The 20,502-nt window shown below is 38.4% G+C and carries 19 protein-coding genes, 2 tRNA genes and 1 pseudogene; 13 read left to right on the forward strand and 9 right to left on the reverse strand.

Translation table 11 applies throughout. The features are described from left to right. Positions 1-245: 245 nt before the first annotated feature. From pgaA to pgaD, 4 genes are read left to right on the forward strand one after another with little or no spacing between them, the layout of a single operon-like run. Positions 246-2,720: a poly-beta-1,6 N-acetyl-D-glucosamine export porin PgaA gene (pgaA, locus tag F994_RS14445; protein WP_004651305.1), complete on the forward strand. Its 2,475-nt coding sequence runs from the start codon at positions 246-248 to the stop codon at positions 2,718-2,720. Beyond that, entirely contained in the window at positions 2,720-4,558 is a 1,839-nt protein-coding gene (gene pgaB, locus F994_RS14450) for a poly-beta-1,6-N-acetyl-D-glucosamine N-deacetylase PgaB (RefSeq protein WP_004651306.1), read from the forward strand. The genes pgaA and pgaB (F994_RS14450) overlap by 1 nt, the downstream gene beginning before the upstream one ends. After that, the gene (pgaC, locus tag F994_RS14455; RefSeq protein WP_004651307.1) at positions 4,558-5,826 is read left to right on the forward strand and encodes a poly-beta-1,6-N-acetyl-D-glucosamine synthase; all 1,269 of its coding nucleotides are present in this window, start codon (positions 4,558-4,560) and stop codon (positions 5,824-5,826) included. The genes pgaB (F994_RS14450) and pgaC overlap by 1 nt, the downstream gene beginning before the upstream one ends. Further along, on the forward strand, positions 5,819-6,325 hold the full coding sequence (gene pgaD / locus F994_RS14460) for a poly-beta-1,6-N-acetyl-D-glucosamine biosynthesis protein PgaD (RefSeq protein WP_004651308.1): 507 nt from the start codon (positions 5,819-5,821) through the stop codon (positions 6,323-6,325). The genes pgaC and pgaD overlap by 8 nt, the downstream gene beginning before the upstream one ends. Here pgaD and pgaB (F994_RS14465) read toward each other — a convergent pair. The 4 genes and pseudogenes from pgaB (F994_RS14465) to F994_RS14480 form a co-directional block, all read right to left on the reverse strand. Continuing rightward, positions 6,291-7,514 (reverse strand): poly-beta-1,6-N-acetyl-D-glucosamine N-deacetylase PgaB, encoded by a 1,224-nt coding sequence (gene pgaB, locus F994_RS14465; RefSeq protein WP_004651309.1) that lies wholly within the window; start codon positions 7,512-7,514, stop codon positions 6,291-6,293. The two genes, pgaD and pgaB (F994_RS14465), sit on opposite strands and share 35 nt — an antisense overlap. Positions 7,515-7,622: 108 nt before the next feature. Continuing rightward, complete coding sequence (locus F994_RS14470; RefSeq protein WP_004651311.1) at positions 7,623-8,453, reverse strand: VOC family protein; 831 nt, start codon at positions 8,451-8,453, stop codon at positions 7,623-7,625. A 151-nt stretch (positions 8,454-8,604) separates the two neighbouring features. Beyond that, a pseudogene (locus F994_RS14475) lies at positions 8,605-8,901 on the reverse strand (flotillin domain-containing protein); the annotation flags it as partial. Between the two features lie 240 nt (positions 8,902-9,141). Continuing rightward, positions 9,142-9,684, reverse strand: a complete 543-nt coding sequence (locus tag F994_RS14480; protein ID WP_004651313.1) for a hypothetical protein — start codon at positions 9,682-9,684, stop codon at positions 9,142-9,144. A 339-nt stretch (positions 9,685-10,023) separates the two neighbouring features. Here F994_RS14480 and cysD point away from each other — a divergent pair, with 339 nt between their 5' ends. The 6 genes from cysD to F994_RS14510 all read left to right on the forward strand — a co-directional run bounded on the left by cysD (position 10,024) and on the right by F994_RS14510 (position 14,377). Continuing rightward, positions 10,024-10,932, forward strand: coding sequence for a sulfate adenylyltransferase subunit CysD (cysD, locus tag F994_RS14485; RefSeq protein ID WP_171065359.1), 909 nt, complete (start codon positions 10,024-10,026; stop codon positions 10,930-10,932). A 112-nt stretch (positions 10,933-11,044) separates the two neighbouring features. Continuing rightward, entirely contained in the window at positions 11,045-12,661 is a 1,617-nt protein-coding gene (gene cysN, locus F994_RS14490; RefSeq protein ID WP_004651315.1) for a sulfate adenylyltransferase subunit CysN, read from the forward strand. Positions 12,662-12,807: 146 nt separating this feature from the next. Beyond that, positions 12,808-13,080: a hypothetical protein gene (locus F994_RS14495; RefSeq protein ID WP_004651316.1), complete on the forward strand. Its 273-nt coding sequence runs from the start codon at positions 12,808-12,810 to the stop codon at positions 13,078-13,080. Between the two features lie 181 nt (positions 13,081-13,261). After that, positions 13,262-13,783 carry a PadR family transcriptional regulator gene (locus tag F994_RS14500; RefSeq protein ID WP_004651317.1) on the forward strand — a complete coding sequence of 174 codons (522 nt, stop codon included), beginning with the start codon at positions 13,262-13,264 and terminating at the stop codon, positions 13,781-13,783. A 9-nt stretch (positions 13,784-13,792) separates the two neighbouring features. Continuing rightward, the gene (locus F994_RS14505; protein ID WP_004651319.1) at positions 13,793-14,095 is read left to right on the forward strand and encodes a DUF3861 domain-containing protein; all 303 of its coding nucleotides are present in this window, start codon (positions 13,793-13,795) and stop codon (positions 14,093-14,095) included. A gap of 33 nt (positions 14,096-14,128) precedes the next feature. After that, positions 14,129-14,377 carry a DUF2798 domain-containing protein gene (locus F994_RS14510; RefSeq protein ID WP_004651320.1) on the forward strand — a complete coding sequence of 83 codons (249 nt, stop codon included), beginning with the start codon at positions 14,129-14,131 and terminating at the stop codon, positions 14,375-14,377. Between the two features lie 49 nt (positions 14,378-14,426). Here the strand turns inward: F994_RS14510 and F994_RS14515 are convergent, their stop codons facing one another. Beyond that, positions 14,427-14,705, reverse strand: coding sequence for a hypothetical protein (locus tag F994_RS14515; RefSeq protein ID WP_004651321.1), 279 nt, complete (start codon positions 14,703-14,705; stop codon positions 14,427-14,429). 223 nt (positions 14,706-14,928) lie between these two features. On the opposite strand from F994_RS14515, the gene F994_RS14520 reads away from it, so the two are divergent. Further along, positions 14,929-15,921 carry an NAD(P)H-quinone oxidoreductase gene (locus tag F994_RS14520; RefSeq protein WP_004651322.1) on the forward strand — a complete coding sequence of 331 codons (993 nt, stop codon included), beginning with the start codon at positions 14,929-14,931 and terminating at the stop codon, positions 15,919-15,921. Positions 15,922-16,162: 241 nt separating this feature from the next. Here the strand turns inward: F994_RS14520 and F994_RS14525 are convergent. Beyond that, positions 16,163-16,248 (reverse strand) — tRNA-Leu (locus tag F994_RS14525). Between the two features lie 12 nt (positions 16,249-16,260). Further along, positions 16,261-16,334: transfer RNA gene (locus F994_RS14530), tRNA-Cys, on the reverse strand. 152 nt (positions 16,335-16,486) lie between these two features. Between F994_RS14530 and folD the strand changes: the two genes are divergently transcribed. Further along, positions 16,487-17,335 (forward strand): bifunctional methylenetetrahydrofolate dehydrogenase/methenyltetrahydrofolate cyclohydrolase FolD, encoded by an 849-nt coding sequence (folD, locus tag F994_RS14535; protein WP_004651323.1) that lies wholly within the window; start codon positions 16,487-16,489, stop codon positions 17,333-17,335. A gap of 271 nt (positions 17,336-17,606) precedes the next feature. Further along, entirely contained in the window at positions 17,607-18,275 is a 669-nt protein-coding gene (locus F994_RS14540; protein WP_004651324.1) for a class I SAM-dependent methyltransferase, read from the forward strand. Between the two features lie 24 nt (positions 18,276-18,299). Here F994_RS14540 and F994_RS14545 read toward each other — a convergent pair whose 3' ends face one another. After that, positions 18,300-18,728 (reverse strand): hypothetical protein, encoded by a 429-nt coding sequence (locus F994_RS14545; RefSeq protein WP_004651325.1) that lies wholly within the window; start codon positions 18,726-18,728, stop codon positions 18,300-18,302. Between the two features lie 224 nt (positions 18,729-18,952). Continuing rightward, positions 18,953-20,260 carry an MFS transporter gene (locus tag F994_RS14550; protein WP_004651326.1) on the reverse strand — a complete coding sequence of 436 codons (1,308 nt, stop codon included), beginning with the start codon at positions 20,258-20,260 and terminating at the stop codon, positions 18,953-18,955. Positions 20,261-20,502 lie beyond the last annotated feature (242 nt).

The raw sequence follows: 20,502 nt of genomic DNA on the forward strand, positions 1-20,502 counted from the left end.
GAATTTAGCGAATCATGCAATGCATGGCTGCAATGTTAACAGCTCCTAAATAAAACACTTTTTTAGAAAATATAAAATTAGAAAAATATAGATGTCTTACAGTGTTAAGTTAATGTGACATGTATCATATTGGTTAATAAAAATACAAAACTAAACATGAAAAATGATTGATGTTATTAGGTTTAAGCGTATTGTTTATAAGGGAATACAACAATTAATAACAATGAATTAAGAGTACTTTAACTATGAATAAGATGAATTCTAAATTAAATATACTTACTCTATCCTGTGGAACTTTACTGTTTTCTACATTGTTGCATGCAGAATTGTTATATAAGGACTCTGCTCTGCAACGTGAAGAAGTAGTAAGTTTAATTAAGCAAGGGCAAGTGGATGCGGGTTTGCAAAACCTTAGACAATTACTCATGCAGCAACCCGATGATCAGAAATTGATTGCTGATTTTGTTGTAATTGCCTATGAAAATAAAAAATTTGTAGAATCTGATGTTAAATACTTAGATGGCATACAAACTGCACAATTTCCAGAATATGGAAAAGTTAATGTTATTAAAGCATTACGAGATTTGAAAAAATTTGAATTAGCAGAACAGTGGGCAAAAAAATTCGCCGAGAACGATCAAAATCAAATGTGGAGGGTGTGGATCGGGGTCTTACAGGCAGAAGCAGGAAAAACCCTTCAATCGAAAGAAACATTGGCTCCGCTTGATATCAACTATATTGACCCTGACTATTTAGCACAACTCGCTTATGCTTATCGCATGTTAGATATGCCAATTGAAGCATTGAATGCAGCGAGCCTAGCCGTTGAAAAGAATCCCAATAGCAGTACGCAAGAACAGTATGTATTGGCACTTATGGCAAATGCTGACTATGCTAAGGCTGAAAAATATATTCAAGATAATGAAGTACTCAGAAAACAGCCTCAACTTAGAGCGAGTGCCAAGATTAGTGAATTCACCCAACGTATTCAAAATGCAGTGCAGTATTACAAGGTTTTAACTTATCGTGATCGTGGGAATATTGCATATAAACAGCTTAATCAAGTTCTCGCCGATATGGCGAAATTTGAATCACAACTGCCTAATGATCAAAATATTAGACGTCAATTCTACTATGAATATATCTATGCTTTAAATGAGCGAAATTTGTCTGGAAAAGTACTTGAGCAAATTCCAAAAGTTGGCATACCGATTGATAAAATGCCTCCTTATGTACGTCAATCAATTGCGGATGCCTACCTAAAAGATCGGCAACCTAAATTGGCTGAAGCACTCTATAAAAATTTGTTGAAGGAAAAGAACTATCAAACCTATGAAATTTATTCTGGCTTGTATTACGCCTTAATTGAACAAGAAAAGTATAAAGAAGCGAATCAATTGATTTTAGCTATGGATAAATTATTACCGACTTTTCAATATAGTAATGCCAAAGGGGTTGATAGGGTTACCCATGATGATCGTATTGAATATATAGCCTTAGTGGGTCTCAATTATGTTTATCGCCATGAGTATGCTAAAGCTGAAAAGTATTTTGAAGAACTGGTTGCAAAAGCGCCAAATAATATCATTTATCAAAATCACCTTGCACAAGTACAACGCTGGCGTGAACAACCACAGCGTTCCGAAGAAACCTTGGCACTGTGGGATGGTGTTGAACCCGTTGATCAGGCAATACGAATCAATAACTTACAGAACATGCAAGCCTTGGGTCATATTCCAGAATGGCGTAAGCTGAATGCTTATCTCATGGAAGCGATGCCGGGGGATTCGGGTGTTGTAAAGAGCAAAAAAGAACTCGATGATCGTGATCGTGCATCGATTCAGCATATGAGTACTTTTTCAAAAAGTGACTCTGATAATACGGCTTTGCTCAATCGCTTAAAAGGAAGTCGTGAACAGGACTACTTGACCCGTGTTAATAGTCCATGGTTTTACGATACTTTTCGTGCTTATGTCGATCATAGTCTGCGTACGGCTGACTATACCGAAGGCAAAATTGACGATCAACGCGTAGGACTGGGTCTGGAATGGGAATCGCATCGTAAGGCTGCAAATATTTTACTGTCTCAAAGTGTAGATGGAGGTAATGATCGTTTTGGGGTTGAACTTAATTGGTCGCAATGGTTGGGTGACCATTTGCAGTATGTTTTAGGCTTCAATAGTCAGGCAGATATCCCATTACAAGCGATCAAAAAAGGCAATGAGGGGAAATCTTATACTGTTGGCTTGAACTTGCAAAAAAATGAATCTCAAGAAGCAGGGGCAGCATATCAATTAACAGATATTGATGACGGTAACACACGTCATGAAATCACAGGTTACCTTAAACAACGAATTTTTGCGGCACCTCATAATATTACCAGTGCTACTTTAGGGGGTTATTACGGTAAAAATGATAAGGTACTGGTCGATTATTTTAATCCTAAAGAAAGTTATAGTGTCGAACTGGCTTTACAACATGACTGGATCACTTGGCGTAGACATGACAGAAATTTCACCCAACATTTTGAAGCAACTATAGGCACTTTTAGACAAACATCATTTCCCTCAGAAATGATTTATAACGTTTTTTATCGACATGATTGGCAACTTTCTCGAACTTGGGATTTGAATTATGGCATAGGATGGGGAACACATCCATATGATGGGGAGGATGAAAAAAGGACTTATGCAACTCTTGGCTTTAAGGGGAATTTTTAATGAAAAAAATTGCAAAAAGTTTATTTTCTTCAATTCTAACAATAGTTTTGGTGGTTCCTACAGTTGGTTTGGCTCAGAATGTGACAAAAACTGCACCTGAAATATCAGATAATTTATTTGTCACACTCACTTTTCATGATGTGAGAGATGATGTTGCAAGAACAGGGGACCGAGATGTCTATGCCATTAGTACAAAAAATTTAGCACAATATTTTGCTTGGATTCAGGAAGAAGGTTGGCATCCCATTCGTTTAGAAGATGTATGGCAAGCTCGTCAAAAGAAAAAGCCATTGCCAGCTAAATCGGTATTGTTAACTTTTGATGATGGGGCATTAAGCAGTTATACCCGAGTTTTTCCTTTGCTGAAGCAGTATGATTTTCCAGCAGTATTTGCTATTCCAACCAGCTGGATTAATGGTAATACTAAAGATGCTGATCAAGCTTATGGCGAACATAATCTGATGAATTGGGATCAGATGCGTGAAATGCAACAGTCGGGTTTAACTGAGTTTGTTTCACATTCCGACAATATGCATAAAGGTATTGTGGCTAATCCACAAAATAGTATGCAGCCTGCTGCAATTACACGTGAATATTCACCAATGTTTTCTAATTATGAATCTGATGAAGCCTATTCTAATCGGGTATTTTCAGACTTAAAACGGTCGAAGGAAACTTTAGATTTTGAACTGGGTATTAATAGCTTAGCTATTTTCTGGCCTTATGGGGCTGTGACCAAAGAAAGTGAAGAAATTGCGGTAAAAGCGGGATTACCCATGTCCTTTAGCTTAGGTAGTATGTCGACCTTGGCAGACTCGGGGGCAACCTATCAACGTGGTCTGATTATGAACAATCCATCACCTGAAATGATCCATGAGGAAATGATGGATTTTTTGACTTTTGCGCGTGCTGACTATAAGCAACGCAAAAGTTTTATTCGTTTCGATTTGGCAGAAATGCTGAGTCCAAACAATCAAGTTTTTGATCAGAAATTGGGGAGATTTTTAAATCAAATCAATTCATTAAGCAGCAATACTATTTTATTGCAAACAGTGGCTGATCAAAATGGTGATGGAAAAATCGATACTGCTTATTTTCCAAACCAGCAATTGAAAATGAGTCAAGATTTGCTCAATCGTACTGTTTGGCAAGCGCGCACCCGAATTAATAATCGTGTATATGCAGAGCTACCAGTGAGTTTAGAAACAAAACAAGGGTTAAATCTTGCGGAGTTAACGGCTGATTTGGTCAAAAACAATTCTTCAATTGAAGGGTTAATGATAGAAACAGGTGATGAGTTTTCATGTGCTATTGAAAATAAAACATGGGATGCAGCTTGTATCCAGAAAATTAATCAAGTTTTTAAAATTAAAGAGCGAACCAAAGACCAGGCAAAATATTATACGAATATCAGTAATAACTATCAAACTGCATTAAAAATGACTTTGAAAGATAAGCATATAGAGGGTTTAAAACCTTTACTTGAACATAGTTTAAATTATAGTGATTATCTATATCTTGATTTTGACCCAGTAAATCAGCCTGAAATATTTAAAGCTGTACAAAAACAGTTGGAAAAGTTAAGTGATCAACAAAAGCAACGTTTGATTTTTAGTTTTACCATTGATCCAAATGCATCAAAAAGAGAGTGGAAACGCTATCAACGCGATTATCAAGTGTTGAAAAAGTTAGCGATACAAAAAATTGGGATTAATAATTACCAATTGGCACAAGGACAGCGTGTTCAGGAAAACCTTTATAGAGAGTTAAGCTCGAATAATAGTCCATTAACTTATCTTAATCCTTATGAACAAGCTAATGTTAAGGAGAGAAAATAATGGAAAATTTAAATCTACTGCAATTCAGCGATTTTTATTTTGGCTTTGCTTTCTTCTACCCACTATTTATGGCTTGGCTGTGGATTGCCGGTGGAATTTGGTTTTATTTAAAACATGAACGTAAACAACCTGTATTGCCAGAGCCTAGTGAGCATGCTTGCAGCATTATTATTCCTTGTTTTAATGAAGAAGCACAGGTCAGAGATACGATTAAATTTGCAATGCAAACCCAGTATCCGAATTTTGAAGTCATTGCAGTCAATGATGGTAGTAAAGATGGAACTGCTGAAATTTTAGATGAACTTTTATTGCAATATCCAAAGCTTCGAGTGGTTCATTTGGCTGAAAACCAAGGTAAGGCTTATGCCTTACGTGCCGGAGCGATGGTCAGTAAAAATGAATATTTGATCTGTATTGATGGTGATGCCTTGTTACATCCATATGCGGTGTTATGGATGATGCACCATTTAACCAGTTATCCTCGGGTTGGAGCCGTGACGGGCAATCCGCGTATTGTGAACCGCTCTAGTATTCTAGGTAAAATTCAGGTGGGTGAATTTTCATCTATTATTGGGTTGATTAAACGTGCACAACGAACTTATGGGCGTATTTTTACCATATCGGGAGCAATCGCAGGTTTTCGCAAAACGGCATTAGACCGCATTGGTTATTGGCGTGATGATATGATCACGGAAGATATTGATGTGTCGTGGCGTTTGCAGTTCGATCATTGGGAACTGCAATATGTACCCAGAGCACTGTGCTATATCTATATGCCAGAAACGTTAAAGGGGTTATGGAAGCAACGTCTGCGCTGGGCTCAGGGTGGTGTTGAAGTCTTATTTGCTTATATTCCACGTTTATTTAAATGGAATTTACGCCGTATGTGGCCGATTGCACTGGAGTCAATGATCAGTGTGCTTTGGGCATATGTGATGTTTGGTATTATTGTTTTATATTTATATGGTCTATTTTTTTCTTTACCAGGCGAGTGGGCAATTCAATCGCTATTTCCTCAATGGTATGGGATCATTCTCGGATTGACCTGTCTGATCCAATTCTTTGTTAGTTTATGTATTGATAAGCCATACGATAAAAACCGAATCTTCAGGAACTATTTTTGGGTGATTTGGTATCCTTTGTTCTTCTGGATTCTTACGATGCTGACCACAGTTGTCGCATTACCTAAAACAATTTTCAAAACTCAAAAACGTGCGCGATGGGTTAGCCCAGACCGTGGATTTAGAGGAGAGCCAGAAAATGACTAATATAAAAGAACGTTTTTTGATTAAAGATGAGTCAAAGTTAGAGCTTCCTGAATATATTGACCGACCTGAATATGTACGCAATAAGAGTGTGGGCTATAGTTTACAAATTGCAGGTTGGTTTATTTTTATGTGGTTGTTCATGCCGCTGATAACAGTGTTTTTTTGGTGGTTTGAAGGTAAAACCATTTATCAGCAAATGGTGGTACAAGCAGCACCGAATAGTCAATTAAGTTTAATGAATATCATGGTTATGATTTTACTCTCTATTTGTGTGCTGCTCCTTTGGGCAAGTTACAATTGGGTTCGCTTTGCTGGTGATGAGCGACGTACTGCGCCGTTAGAAGTAGATGAACAACAGCTGGCGATGAGTTTTAAAGTCAATACAGACGATATTTTAACGATGCAGCAAGCCAAAAACCTAACCCTTTATTATGATGATAAAGGGATGCTTGAATTTTTCGAGGCTAATCATCAGTTAAAAAAGCGGATTTCAGCTTAGACGGTTGAGGGTGTTCATTCACAAAATCATCAGGATAGTAACCAATATGTTTTACCCCATGCTGTTTTAAAAACTGGATGGTTTCGGTAATTTCTTGAGTTGAAAGTTTTTGATTATTGATCCAATTTACGGCTTGAAGTTCAAAAATAGTACGATCCAATGTTGGGTCGTATTTTTTACTCTGCTGAATTAAGTTTAAATAGAATTGTTGATGATCATCTGCCTCTTCCATATACGGCATGGCCATGATGGCATTGTAGTCATAGTATTGATAGGTGCTAGGCATAGACTGGCTAAACCAATTTTCACTTTCAGGATCCAATACTACAGGTGCATACATATTTCGTGCTGTGAGCATATTGGGTTGTTGTTGTTTAATAATTTTACTAATGCCTTCTGCAAATTGATCTAAATAGGCTGTTTTGAATTTCGCCAATTGTGATGGTTTCGGATGCTTCGATTGTTTTAATAATTGGTCAGCATTAAAGCCCCAAGACTGGTACATTTTTTTTGCGATATTGGAGGAGTCTTCATAATCACTCAGGGTCACATCGTCATGATAGAGGATCCCATCGACTGAGTTTGATTGCATGAAATCTAAATAAATTTCAGAGACATATTTAAGATTTTGTGGGTCAAATGGTGACACCCGAATATAACCTTGCTTTCCGCCTGCACTGTGTGAGACATAGGAAAGCTTGTAGCGTTTAGGAAACTCCCAAGCCATTAACGGCAGCCATGCATAAATATGTTTGACCTGCGTTGTGCTACGAATTTGACTGACAAGCGTGGGAAATAGATTGTCTCTTAATGGGATGTGTCTATTTTTAAAATAAACTTGATCTGCGGATCCATTGGCATCTGGATCAGCAAAAGCCTGCAAAAAAATGGTATTGGGTTGAACCACATTGATGCGTTTTAATAACGCTTGAATATTCTGTTGTTGTTGTTTTTTGTCTTCATCATAGACATAGTCAATGTCGATATGCATAATCCGCATTTGATCAATCTTACTTACTTTCTTTACAGTCGCCGTGGTTTTAGAGGCTGCATATTGTTGCACAATATCATTTATAGGGTGGTGTTGAATTTCAGCTAAACCGGCTGACGTCGATAAAGGAAAACAACCTAAACTCAAATAAAGACAGTGAGTAAAACGATTTTTGTATACATTTTTAAAATTAATCATTTTGAATGGCTCTCTTTTTAGTAAATGATGAATTGCACTGCCTATTGAGTTATCGAAATGAAAGCCCTAAGGTGGCTGTTTAGTGTTCAAATTATTGTTTGTAAAAAATTATTTTGTTTGAATTAAATCCTGAATGATCAGTTTTTTCATTTTAAATAATGCGGTGAGAGCATGAGGATTATTTGTTAAAATTTCCCATAAATTTTGCGGGACAATTTGCCAACTGACACCAAATTGATCTTTACACCAACTACACTGGTCTTCAGTGCCATGTAAGGTGATGGCATTCCAGTAATAGTCAATTTCAGCTTGATCTTTGCATTCAATCACTAAAGATACGGCTTCACTAAATTCGAAATTTTGTTGAATGCCACTGTCCATGGCCATTAATGTCAGGTCGTTGGCTGTAAATTGTGCATGTTTGACTTGTCCAATATATTCTCCCTCGCTATATTTTAGAACACCTTGAGATTGAAAGTTTTTAAATAGAGTTTGATAGAAATTCAATGCGGCTAGGCATTGTCCTTGATATGAACCGCAATACATGAGCGTTGGGACAATTTTTTGTTGATTGACGTCCGATAATTTACCTAAATAAAGTTGCCAGTTAAAACCATGTTGGTCTTGTAACCAACCATAATAATCACTCCAAGGATATTGGCCCAGCTCCATTCGTGCGAAGCCAGCATCAATCAATTGTTTCCAATATTTATCAATTTCAGTTCGACTTTCACAAATCACCATAAAAGAAATAGAGGGATTGGGGGTGAAAGGGGGACCACCATTAATGCCGATAAATGGAACACCTGCGAATTGTACTTTTAGTGCAGTGTCATGTTCTTGCATGATTTGGCTGTTTGGAAAAATAGAGCAATACCATTGCAATGCAGTTTTGGCATTTTTTTTAAACCGCAAAGCAGGGTAAATAGAGTGAGTCATTATTGTGCTCTATATATATGCAGTATCAGCAGATAATGTAGCTTTTTTTCGAGTTAGCTTAAGTAAGTTTACGTAGATTGATTGTATAAAATTTATTCAATATGAAATAAAAAATGCAGCATCTAGGCTGCATTTTTTAGACTTTAAAGACTTACTTCGCTGAAGTAATTTGAGGTTTTAAACTCTGCGTTAAGCCATTAATATCACCCCCTTGAATACCCAGTTCATTCATCAGGCTGTCAATCAGTGGCGCTTGAGTGCGGTAACGTAATGCACTATTTACCACTTGATCAGATAGGGAAATTTGCCCTTGATCTGCATAGCCTTCACCTTGTGCATTGTTGCCAGCAATACCACCTAAACCAGTCACTTGCAAAATCTTAATATCATCAATATTTTCCATAGGTTTAACGCTTTCACGGATAATTTCTGGTAAATATTTTAATATTGTTGTAAAAAGCTTTGAGAACCACCATCCAATAACAGCAAAATCAGCTTTAAAATGCCGAATAACAGCATGAGATAAATTGAAATAATAAATGCATTGTTTTTAATCAATTATTTTATTCAAATGAACATCAAGCAGAATTGATCTCTTCAACAATATACTCAGAATAAATCAAGAGATACCTATGGTTGCTATGTTGTGCTATAGGTGAAATGAAGGCTATTTTAGAACAGGTTCATTTTAATCTAAGCAGGTCTGCATTCGGACTTTCATGTCTAAGGCTTGTTGCACAATAAAACTTTTCATCCAATTATACTGTTGCCCCATGGGATTGGTTTTCATCGCGCTATTGAGAAAGTCTAGCTGTTCTTGGTGAAACAATTGGCTTTCAATCGCCTCTTCTAATTGGGCACTATTTGCCATTAAAGGGAGGTGAATCAAATAAAATGCTTTGGGATAATTATAAAAAGCATAAAGTAAATTAAAGGCTTTCTGATCCGCTTTTAAATGCCCCGCACCAATTTCATAGCGACGGTCTTGGTTGCTGTGGGTTAAACCAAGTAAAAATTCAAATGTATTGTTTGAAAGTCGTAGACCAAATTGCAGACCAATTTGGTCAGCTGTCAGCTCATGTTGAACAAAATTATTGAGGATTGAACCATCGTCATTTAAGGGTTCTTGTAGGACCCATAGATGTGAATGATGTTGATAGATAGAACCTGCCAGTTGTGCATCTTCTAGGCTGGCTTTAACGGTTTCGATCTTGTGGTCTAGCGTAAGCATCATTCAACACATCATAAGGTATGGGAGGCATTTAGACACTGTATGAAATTTTTCAGCTGAATAGAATAGATGTTTTGGATAAATGACCAATCAGTCTATATTTTGTACATTTTATGCGGAAGTTGTTGTATTGGCTGTATTTAAGTAAAATCATCATGCATTTCAAATTGATCATTAATAAAAACTTATACTTATTATTAGATAAGCTCTATATGATAATTTTGCATATCAATATAATAAAACAAGCAATAGTTCATATAACTAAATCTTTATAATGAATATATATATTTTAAAAGTGTAATAAGTACACGTTGATCTGAGCTGGTGTTGTCAATGTCCATAAATGAGGAAAGACTTACTCATCTTAAACAGCTTGAAGCTGAGAGTATTCACATTATCCGTGAAGTGGCTGCCGAATTTGAAAATCCGGTCATGTTGTATTCTATTGGTAAAGATTCGGCAGTCATGCTGCATCTTGCCTTAAAAGCATTTTATCCTGCAAAACTTCCATTCCCACTATTGCATGTCGATACAGGCTGGAAGTTCAAAGAGATGATCACATTCCGTGACAACATGGCAAAAACCCATGGTTTCGATTTGATCGTTCATCAAAATAAAGAAGGGAAAGACGCTGGGATCAATCCATTTGATCATGGTAGTTCAAAATATACCGACATCATGAAAACTCAGGGCTTAAAACAAGCACTGGATAAATACGGTTTTGATGCGGCCTTTGGTGGTGCACGTCGTGATGAAGAAAAATCACGTGCGAAAGAACGTGTGTATTCTTTCCGTGATAGCAAGCATCGTTGGGACCCTAAAAACCAACGTCCTGAACTTTGGAATCTTTACAACGGTAAAGTGAACAAAGGCGAAAGTATTCGTGTGTTCCCATTGTCAAACTGGACTGAGCTTGATATTTGGCAATACATCTATTTGGAAAGTATTCCATTAGTGCCTTTATATTTAGCTGCAGAACGTCCTGTGGTTGAACGTAGCGGTACACTCATCATGGTTGATGATGAGCGTATGCCTTTAAAAGAAGGTGAAGTTCCACAAATGAAATCGGTACGTTTCCGTACTTTAGGGTGTTACCCACTCACGGGTGCGGTTGAATCAACTGCCAATACCTTACCGGAAATTATTCAAGAAATGCTGCTTGCCACAAGCTCTGAACGTCAAGGTCGTATGATTGACCATGATGAAGCAGGCTCGATGGAAAAGAAAAAGCAAGAAGGCTATTTCTAATTAATCTCTCCCAGTTTCTCTTTAAGAAAGAGAGGAGAAAAAGTCCCTCTTTAAAAAGAGGGATTTAGGGAGATTAAAAAATCGATTTCAATGAATTTGTGGAGTTTGAGCAATGTCTCATCAATCTGAACTGATTAGCCAAGATATCTTGGCATATTTGAAACAACACGAAAATAAAGACTTATTACGTTTTTTGACTTGCGGTAATGTCGATGATGGTAAAAGTACTTTAATCGGTCGTTTACTTTATGATTCAAAATTGATCTATGAAGATCAATTGCAAGCCGTGACTCGTGACTCTAAAAAAGTGGGTACAACGGGCGATGCACCTGACTTGGCACTTCTTGTAGATGGTTTACAAGCAGAACGTGAGCAGGGGATTACCATTGATGTTGCTTATCGTTATTTCTCAACTGAAAAACGTAAGTTTATCATTGCCGATACCCCAGGACATGAGCAATATACGCGTAACATGGCAACAGGTGCGTCTACTTGTGACCTTGCGATCATCTTAATTGATGCGCGTTATGGCGTACAAACGCAAACACGCCGTCACACGTATATTGCAAGCTTGTTGGGTATTAAGAACATTATTGTTGCGATTAACAAAATGGACTTGGTTGAATTCTCTGAAACACGTTTCAATGAGATTCAAGCAGAATATGCCAACTTTGTCAGCCAGTTGGGTGACCGTAAGCCAAGCAACATCATCTTTACGCCTATTTCTGCATTGAATGGTGATAACGTGGTGAATGTTTCGGAACACACACCGTGGTACAAAGGCGAAACCTTAATGGGTACGCTGGAGTCGGTACAAATTAACCGTGATACCGCGAAGCGTGATTTCCGTTTCCCTGTGCAATATGTAAACCGTCCGAACCTCGACTTCCGTGGTTTTGCGGGAACGATTGCCCTTGGTGAAATCAACGTGGGCGATAAAGTTGTTGCTTTACCATCGGGTAAGTCTTCAACGGTTAAAGAAATCGTGACTTTTGATGGCAACCTTGAACATGCATTTGCAGGTCAAGCGGTGACATTAACGCTAAACGATGAAATTGACGTATCACGCGGCAATATGTTGGTCCGTGCGGATCAGGGTGTTCCTGCAATTTCTCGTTCTGTAAAAGCGACTGTGGTATGGATGGCGGATCAACCGCTCGTGATTGGCAAGTTGTATAACTTAAAAGTGGGTACACAAACTGTTCCTGCGAAAGTGACTGCCATTAATTTCCGTACTAACGTGAACACACTTGAGCAAATGCAAGTGGATCATCTTGATCTCAATGCCATTGCCAATGTGACTGTTGAATTTGATGCGCCAGTGGTATTTGACCGTTATCAAGACAGCCGTTATACAGGTTCGTTTATTTTCATTGATCGTTTGAATAACGTAACGATTGGTGCGGGTATGGTGGAAGAATCTGTTGAGTGGTCTGCGCATAGCAACCCTGTCACAGCAGAAGACCGTGCAGCACGTTTGGGTCAAAAACCTGCGTCTATTACGGTGTCGAACAAAGCCTTGGAAAATGCACAAGCACTTGAGAGCTTATTGCTTCAACAAGGTATTGTTGCGATTGCTAAAGCGGATTTAGATGTTGCGCAAGTCGCATTGCTTCGTGAAACAGGGATTGCGGTGATTACGACTGTGACTGAAGGTACAGATGTAAGCTTCGCGCAAGAGTCAGTTGAAGAACTGGCTGAGAAAATTGTGGAATTGGTTCGTCTTTAAGACTGAGCTGATTTAAAAGGAACCCACCATTAGGTGGGTTTTTTATTTGTGTAAGCTTTAAGTGGTTGAATAGTATACAGTCATTTTAAAGTTGAACTTTCACTTAAATTACTTCTCGATACAATATAAATATTGAGGGGGTATTTATGAAAAAATTATTATTTTTAATTGGCTTATGTTTATCTTTTGGGGCGGAAGCGAAGCAAGGCACGGAAAATACCGCAGCAATTAAACAGAAAATTATTCAGCAGTCGATAGAAAGTTATCCGGGAAATTGTCCTTGTCCATACAATACTGCACGTAATGGTAGCCGCTGTGGTAAGCGTAGTGCATACAATCGGGCGGGTGGATATGCACCGATTTGTTATGCGAAAGATATTACAGCACAGATGATTAGAGAATTTAAAGGACAAGGATAATCTTCTTACAACATGAAGCTGGGATTCTAAAAACCACCATATGGTAGTTTTTTTGTAATAAAAATAATGAACATAAAAGTAGTTAGACTCAACATGGTTTTTAAATTTGATAAAGACGCTTTTTAAACAACATAAAGATATGTTAAGATATATCTTAATTAAGTAAAGCTATATCTTAGTTATGTCTAAAACTCCCAATCCAGAACTGCTTACAGACCTTGAAAATACACAAACACCACGCAAAAACCGCTTGTTTGAAGCGGGGCATATGAAGCTTGTGGTGTTGAATCTTATCTCGCTCGCACCTAAGCACGGCTATGAAATTATTAAAGAAATAGGTGAGATCGTTGGTGGCGGTTACACCCCAAGCGCAGGCACGATTTATCCGACACTGAATTATCTAGAAGATATGCAGTTCATCTCCGCAGAAAAAATCGAAGGTGACCGTAAACAATACAGCATTACTCAAACAGGCGTAGAGCATTTAAATGCTCAGCAAGCGCAAGTCGAAAATATTCTAGGTCGATTCGAAACCCGCCGCGAAATTCAAAACAATCAGCAATACATCGACATTTATCGTGCGATGGAAAATCTAAAAACTTCTTTACGCCTGAAGCTGAAAAATTCAGAAATTAATGCTGAAGAAGTCCGTCTAATTGCAGAACAAATCGATCAAGCAGCGGTAAATATTGGCCGCTTGTAGGAGAAAAATATGAAACAACATGAATATGAAGTGACTGTAAAACATATTGCAGATGCGCAAGGCAATCCATCTACATATACAGAAGCGTTGCAGTTTAAAGCCTATAACCATGACGACATTTTTAAGGTATTGGCGTATGTGCAGAAAACAGAACTGGTTGATGATGAAGCTGCAAAAGCGTTCGCAGTTGGGCTAAAACTGTTTAGTGAGGTGTTACTGGAAAATAAAGATGTACCTTTGTTTAAAGAGTTTATGCCTCAGTTTGTACAGTTTATGAAAGCGCTAAAAAAATCTGCTCCAAAAGAAAGTTAAGTGCTTATTTAATCCATATCCCTTAGGTGCTTTATGTCAAATTCTCTTCCAAAATTTCATCCTAAACATATGGCTTGGCTCATGCCTTTAATCCTGTCATGTGTCATGAGTGGTTCACTGTCATGTTTTAATCTGTTGATGAATAAAGGTTTGGTCGATGGGTTTATTTCGATCTGGCTGCATACGTGGGCATTGTCTTGGTTGGTGGCTTTTCCATTAATTCTGGTCTTTATTCCTCTGGTTCGTAAATTCTTGATGCAATTTGTAGAAATGCCAAAATAAAAAAACTATTAAAACGTTGAATATAAAAGATGGGGTGAATTCATAAGATTTAGCCCTGTTTTTTTATCAGCCAGATCACTAAACGGGCCAACATAAGCAGTACTGCAAAATAGATCTGAAAGATACCTGCAAAGATCATAATCCAACCGCTATTTCCCGGCGTTTTTCTTGCATCAAGCTCAATAATAAAAACAATAATCGCAACCATGATTTCAAAAGTAATCACGGTTTTAAATAGCCAAGTCCACGGAAAGTGTAAAATCCACGTTAGAAAAACAATTGCCAAACAGGGAAGCGTACAAAACAAAAATACGATTTTTAAATCCATATCTATGTATCATTTTTATTGTTGGTGTTGGCCTAACAGTAAATTGAATAAAAATAGAAATAAAGCTTTAAGTGCTAAAAATTTCTAAATTTCATTCAGTTGAGTATTTCCATACATAATGAAAACGTTTAAGACATAAGTCCGAGCTGACTTCATTCCTTCTGCTATCTATGTTCAAATAGAATTTTAAAATATTAAAAGTAACGAATAGGGAAACGCTTAAATGTCACAAGCAACCATGCAACAAGTCATCATTACCGAACCGGGTGGCCCAGAAAAATTAGCTTATGAAGCCGTCGCTATTCCAACTGCACAAGCAGACGAAGTTTTAGTAAAAGTACATGCCTTTGGTATTAACCGTCCAGACATCTTACAGCGTCAAGGCTTATACCCAATGCCTAAAGGTGTAACACCTGTACCGGGCTTGGAAGTGGCTGGGGAAATTATTGCAGTCGGTACAAATGTTAGTCAGTTTAAAGTGGGTGATAAAGTTTGTGGGCTTACTAATGGCGGTGGCTACGCAGAATATTGCGTTGTGCCTGAAAGCCAGACTTTGAACATTCCTGAAAATGTCAGTTTTAGTCAAGCGGCAGCGATTCCTGAAACCTTCTTTACCGTCTGGGCAAATGTATTCCAAATGGCTAAAGCCAAAGCGGGCGAAACCATTTTGGTTCATGGTGGAACCAGTGGGATTGGTACGACTGCGTTGATGCTGTGTAAAGTGCTTGGTCTTAAAACTTTTGCAACGGTCGGTTCTGATGACAAGGTGGCTGCTATTGCAGAACTTACAGATGCCATTAACTATAAAACTCAAGACTTCGAACAAGTGATTAATGAGAAAACGGATAATGGTGGCGTAGATATAATTTTAGATATGGTCGGTGCACCTTATTTAGAGCGTAATTTAAATCTTTTACGTCGTGATGGGCGTTTGGTCTATATCGCATTTTTGGCTGGGGCTAAAGCCAAAGATGTAAAACTCGGTCAAATTATGATGAAACGTTTGACCATTACCGGTTCAACTATGCGAGCGCGTACCACGGCTGAAAAAGCTGAAATTGCTCAAGGCTTAAAAGACACTGTTGCACCACTTTGGGCAAAAGGTGAATGTTTACCTATGATTTACAAGACCTTTAAGTTTGATCAAATTGTCGATGCGCATATTGCGATGGATATAGGTGATCATGTCGGTAAGATCGTAGTGGAAGTGATTTAAAAATTTAAGTCTTCTTAAATCCCTCTGTAATAAAGAGGGATTTTTTTCTGTTTTAAAAGGTGAGCGGTTTTATTAGACCACTACAAGTGCTGCTGCGTAAGAAGGGGGTAAAATAAGAAATAAAGATCGGAAATAAATCGCTAAGTTTTTATGATATAAATATTGTTAAACTCAAATTTCAGACATAAAAAAACCAGCATAAGCTGGGATTTTTATTGCACCATTTTAAGAAGTATTAAAATGGTGCCCGAGGCCAGACTCGAACTGGCACGCTTTGTGGGCGGGGGATTTTAAATCCCCTGTGTCTACCGATTTCACCACTCGGGCATTTTAACAAGATGGAGGCGGAGGTCGGAATCGAACCGGCGTACACGGAGTTGCAGTCCGCTGCATGACCACTCTGCCACCCCGCCATGTCTTGTTGATGCGTATATTAGCAACCTTTGAAAAAAAAACAATACTATAAATAGTGTATATGCACATAAAATCGGCATATAGAATAAAATTGGCTAAATAATCATGTATTATTTGCGAAATTGATTCATATCTACTCTGGAGATGTGCCGTGGCATTAGTTTTAGATGGTCGTGCATTGGCAAAACAAATTGAAGCTGACTTGCTAACACGTGTAGAAGCGTTAAAAGCAAAAACAGGTCGTACCCCAATCCTTGCGACGATTTTGGTCGGTGATGATGGTGCATCTGCAACGTATGTGCGTATGAAAGGGAATGCTTGCCGTCGTGTCGGTATGGATTCATTAAAAGTTGAATTAGGTAAAGAAACCACCACTGAACAACTTTTGGCAGAAATTGAGAAACTCAATGCCAATCCAGATGTTCACGGTATTTTGTTGCAACATCCAGTACCAGAACAAATTGATGAGCGTGCATGTTTCGATGCAATCTCCCTTGCAAAAGATGTCGATGGTGTAACTTGCCTTGGTTTTGGTCGTATGGCAATGGGTGAAGCAGCATACGGTTCTGCAACGCCTGCCGGCATCATGACCATTCTAAAAGAAAACAACATTGAAATTGCAGGTCAACATGCGGTTGTTGTTGGTCGTTCTGCAATTTTGGGTAAACCAATGGCGATGATGTTGCTGCAAGCCAATGCAACAGTCACGATTTGTCATTCACGTACTAAAAATCTTCCAGAACTTGTAAAACAAGCGGATATTATTGTCGGTGCTGTCGGTAAAGCTGAATTGATCCAAAAAGACTGGATTAAACAAGGCGCTGTGGTGGTTGATGCCGGTTTCCATCCACGTGATGGTGGCGGTGTGGGTGATATTCAATTGGTGGGTATTGAAGATGTGGCATCTGCGTATACACCTGTTCCGGGTGGTGTAGGGCCAATGACCATTACCACGTTGATTCGTCAAACGGTTGAAGCTGCTGAAAAAGCTTTAGGTTAATTTTTATAAGATTCCAAAATCAGTTTTATGTTGGTTTTGGAGTCATGACATCGTCATTTGCTGCTGTTTGAGGCAGGACTAAATTCGATAAAAATGTTTCTGCGAAGCATTAAATAAATGATGGTTTCAGTCGAGTTCAGCAAATGGCAATGGTTTTCCTACTTTTGTCGAAACAAAAGTAGGTCGAACCGAAGGTTATGCACACCATGCGTCTTAACGTGTAAGACCCCGTCGTGCGTTTATTAAAAAATTCAACAAATATAAAGTGTCCATGACCTGTACTTTCCAATTTCCTCAAGCACCCGAACATCTGCTAAAAGCCTTGCATGAGGTGATTCCAAATTGTGATCTTTTAGCTCAGCAACTTCCCGAGACACCCATTTCACTGTGGCTCATTCCACCCGTATTTCCAACCGATCGCTTGGATGATGAAGTGATTCGTCGTATTTGGAACGATACGCCATATTGGATCTTCTGTTGGGCTTCAGGGTTGGCAATGGCGCAGTGGTTGCTTGCAGAGCCGCATCATGTCAAAGATAAAGTCGTTCTGGATTTTGGCGCAGGATCGGGTGTCGTGGCCATTGCAGCGAAAATGGCAGGTGCAAAACGCGTTATCTGTTGTGATATAGATCCAATCAGTTTGGATTCTTGCCGTGCCAATGCTGAATTAAATGCTGTGGAACTCGAATATTTAGATGATCTGTATCAAGCTGAACAAGTCGATGTACTTTTGGCTGCGGATGTACTTTATGATCAATGCAATCGTTTTTTCTTAGATGAGTTTCTGAAATTTGCGCCAGAAGTATGGGTTGCAGACAGTCGAGTAAAAAACTTTAGTCATTCGAATTATCAAAAACTGGATGAACGTAGTGCGACCACTTGGCCAGATTTGGATGAGTCGAAGGAATTTCGTAATGTCAGTTTCTATAAGACGCTGTAATGAGCGTCTTATAGATTATTTTACTTAAGAACAGGTATAACGAACCACGCGCAATGTACTCGGGCGAGTATTTAGGGCTTGGCGAGTTGCATAATCTTCGCTGTTGTATAGGTCGGGCGTGTTGCTCAAGCTAATACTGGTACGGCTGTTACCAATTTGACGACCCGATTTTTCAGGTTGAGTGGCAGGGTTTACAATTTCATTGATACTTAAAATACTTAAGGTGTATTGTTTGTTTGCGCCTAAAACTTTTTGACATGCACGTTGTAATTTATTTTCATCCTTTTGTTGGTTTTGGCGACCAGCCAAAGTATAAGCCAAAGTTGCGGTATTCTGCGATTGGCTTTCAATTTGATAGCCTGTATAGCCATTGTCTTGACGGGGAGTGCTTTGACACGCAGTAAGCCCAAGCGCAATAAAACCTAAGCCAAGCAATTTATAGGTATTGTTCATCTTCAAAAGTTCCAAGCGTTATTATTGTATTGAGTATGCCATAAGCTTATTTTTTTAACGATCTCAGATCGGTCTATATTGCATAAAAAAGCTTTCCAATGGTGACTCTTTAGAAAGCTTTTTTTAGATGATTTTTCAACTAAGTTGCATAGGCTTAGACATGAATAATGATGTCATCCAGCAAAAGAAAATTGTAAAATATCTCCTTTAAAAAAGCCCTCAAATTAATGTTCTTTAATTTCTGAATGGTGTTTGGTATCTTTCATAAAGATATAAACAATCAAAGAGATAGAAATTAAAATAGTGACATAAATGAAGTACCAAGACTCATGTCCCGCTTCTTTAAAACTGAGTGCGAAAAACTCTGCTGTTCCCCCAAATAGGGTGTTGGCAAGTGCGTAGGGAAGGGCAACCCCTAATGCACGGATGTGGGCAGGAAACATTTCTGCTTTCACCACAGCATTGATGGATGTGTAACCTGTAACAATCACTAAACCTACTAAGCAAATCCAAAATGCTGACCAATAATCTTGAGTTTGTCCTAATTTATCAAAGAGGAAATAAGTAAATAAAACACCAAGTACACCAAAGCTAATCATGAGCGGTTTTCGACCAACTTTGTCGGACAAAGCACCTGCGAAGGGTTGCAAACACATGAAAATAAACAGTGCCAAGGTGGTGATTTGCGTAGCTTCAGGTTTGCTAAATCCGGAAGTATTTACCAGATATTTTTGTAGATAAGTCGTGTAAGTGTAAAAAGCAACCGTACCGCCAGCAGTTAAAAATAAAACTGTAAATGCTTGTCTAGGATAATGTTTGAATAAGGAAAACATGCTGGATTCAGGTTGGTTTTTATCTTGTTGTGCATTTTTAAAAGATTGAGTCTCTAATAGTCCGCGACGAATATAAAAGACCACAATAGCGAGGCAAGCACCGATAAAGAATGGAATTCGCCATCCCCAAGCATGGAGTTGTTCTTCGGTGAGTACAAATTGCAAAATGAGTAAAACGCAGAGGGCGGTGAGCTGTCCTGCAATAAGCGTGACATATTGAAAACTGGAAAAAAAGCCGCGTCGATTTTTTTCTGCCATTTCACTGAGATAGGTTGCACTTGCACCATATTCTCCACCAACACTTAAGCCTTGAATGAGTCGGGCAACCACTAAAATAATCGGTGAAAATATCCCAATTTGATCATGCGTGGGAGCGATCGCGATCATCAGGGAGCCAATACACATCAGTGTCACAGAAAGGGTTAGGCCTGATTTACGTCCTTTTTTATCTGAGTAAATGCCCATAATCCAAGCCCCAATCGGGCGCATTAAAAAGCCGACCGCAAAAATAGCAGCAGCTTGGAGTAATTGTGCAGTTTGGCTGCCTTTGGGGAAGAATGCATGGGCAAAATATAATGTAAATGCAGCATAGACATACCAGTCATACCATTCAACCAGATTACCTGCTGATCCGCCTAGAATGGATTTGACCCGCGTTTTAGTGTCTAGATGTGCTTGCGGGACATTTTGTTCAATCATATCGACACGTCCATTTTGTTATTCTTTTTAAATGGTAAACCAATTGTTTTAATGACATAAGCATATGGATTTTTAGTTTTGTACAAAAAATGTGCGATATTGGGTTTTTTAAGGAATAGGTTGAAAGGAAGAGGGGAGTTATTGCTGTAAATGCTTTAAATCACTCATGTGAAATGGTGATTTTCTTTCCATTAAACGGATAGATGATTTCTCGGTGTCATTTCATTTTAAATAGTGTTAAG

It is taken from the genome of Acinetobacter bohemicus ANC 3994, assembly GCF_000367925.1.
GTDB lineage: Bacteria > Pseudomonadota > Gammaproteobacteria > Pseudomonadales > Moraxellaceae > Acinetobacter > Acinetobacter bohemicus.

What these genes read in the sequence shown, in the direction of transcription:
- pgaA (WP_004651305.1), top strand. Translation starts at nt 246, where the DNA reads ATGAATAAGATGAATTCTAAATTAAATATACTTACTCTATCCTGTGGA.
- pgaB (WP_004651306.1), top strand. Translation starts at nt 2,720, where the DNA reads ATGAAAAAAATTGCAAAAAGTTTATTTTCTTCAATTCTAACAATAGTT.
- pgaC (WP_004651307.1), top strand. Translation starts at nt 4,558, where the DNA reads ATGGAAAATTTAAATCTACTGCAATTCAGCGATTTTTATTTTGGCTTT.
- pgaD (WP_004651308.1), top strand. Translation starts at nt 5,819, where the DNA reads ATGACTAATATAAAAGAACGTTTTTTGATTAAAGATGAGTCAAAGTTA.
- pgaB (WP_004651309.1), bottom strand. Translation starts at nt 7,514, where the DNA reads ATGATTAATTTTAAAAATGTATACAAAAATCGTTTTACTCACTGTCTT.
- F994_RS14470 (WP_004651311.1), bottom strand. Translation starts at nt 8,453, where the DNA reads ATGACTCACTCTATTTACCCTGCTTTGCGGTTTAAAAAAAATGCCAAA.
- F994_RS14480 (WP_004651313.1), bottom strand. Translation starts at nt 9,684, where the DNA reads ATGCTTACGCTAGACCACAAGATCGAAACCGTTAAAGCCAGCCTAGAA.
- cysN (WP_004651315.1), top strand. Translation starts at nt 11,045, where the DNA reads ATGTCTCATCAATCTGAACTGATTAGCCAAGATATCTTGGCATATTTG.
- F994_RS14495 (WP_004651316.1), top strand. Translation starts at nt 12,808, where the DNA reads ATGAAAAAATTATTATTTTTAATTGGCTTATGTTTATCTTTTGGGGCG.
- F994_RS14500 (WP_004651317.1), top strand. Translation starts at nt 13,262, where the DNA reads ATGTCTAAAACTCCCAATCCAGAACTGCTTACAGACCTTGAAAATACA.
- F994_RS14505 (WP_004651319.1), top strand. Translation starts at nt 13,793, where the DNA reads ATGAAACAACATGAATATGAAGTGACTGTAAAACATATTGCAGATGCG.
- F994_RS14510 (WP_004651320.1), top strand. Translation starts at nt 14,129, where the DNA reads ATGTCAAATTCTCTTCCAAAATTTCATCCTAAACATATGGCTTGGCTC.
- F994_RS14515 (WP_004651321.1), bottom strand. Translation starts at nt 14,705, where the DNA reads ATGGATTTAAAAATCGTATTTTTGTTTTGTACGCTTCCCTGTTTGGCA.
- F994_RS14520 (WP_004651322.1), top strand. Translation starts at nt 14,929, where the DNA reads ATGTCACAAGCAACCATGCAACAAGTCATCATTACCGAACCGGGTGGC.
- F994_RS14540 (WP_004651324.1), top strand. Translation starts at nt 17,607, where the DNA reads ATGACCTGTACTTTCCAATTTCCTCAAGCACCCGAACATCTGCTAAAA.
- F994_RS14545 (WP_004651325.1), bottom strand. Translation starts at nt 18,728, where the DNA reads ATGAACAATACCTATAAATTGCTTGGCTTAGGTTTTATTGCGCTTGGG.
- F994_RS14550 (WP_004651326.1), bottom strand. Translation starts at nt 20,260, where the DNA reads ATGATTGAACAAAATGTCCCGCAAGCACATCTAGACACTAAAACGCGG.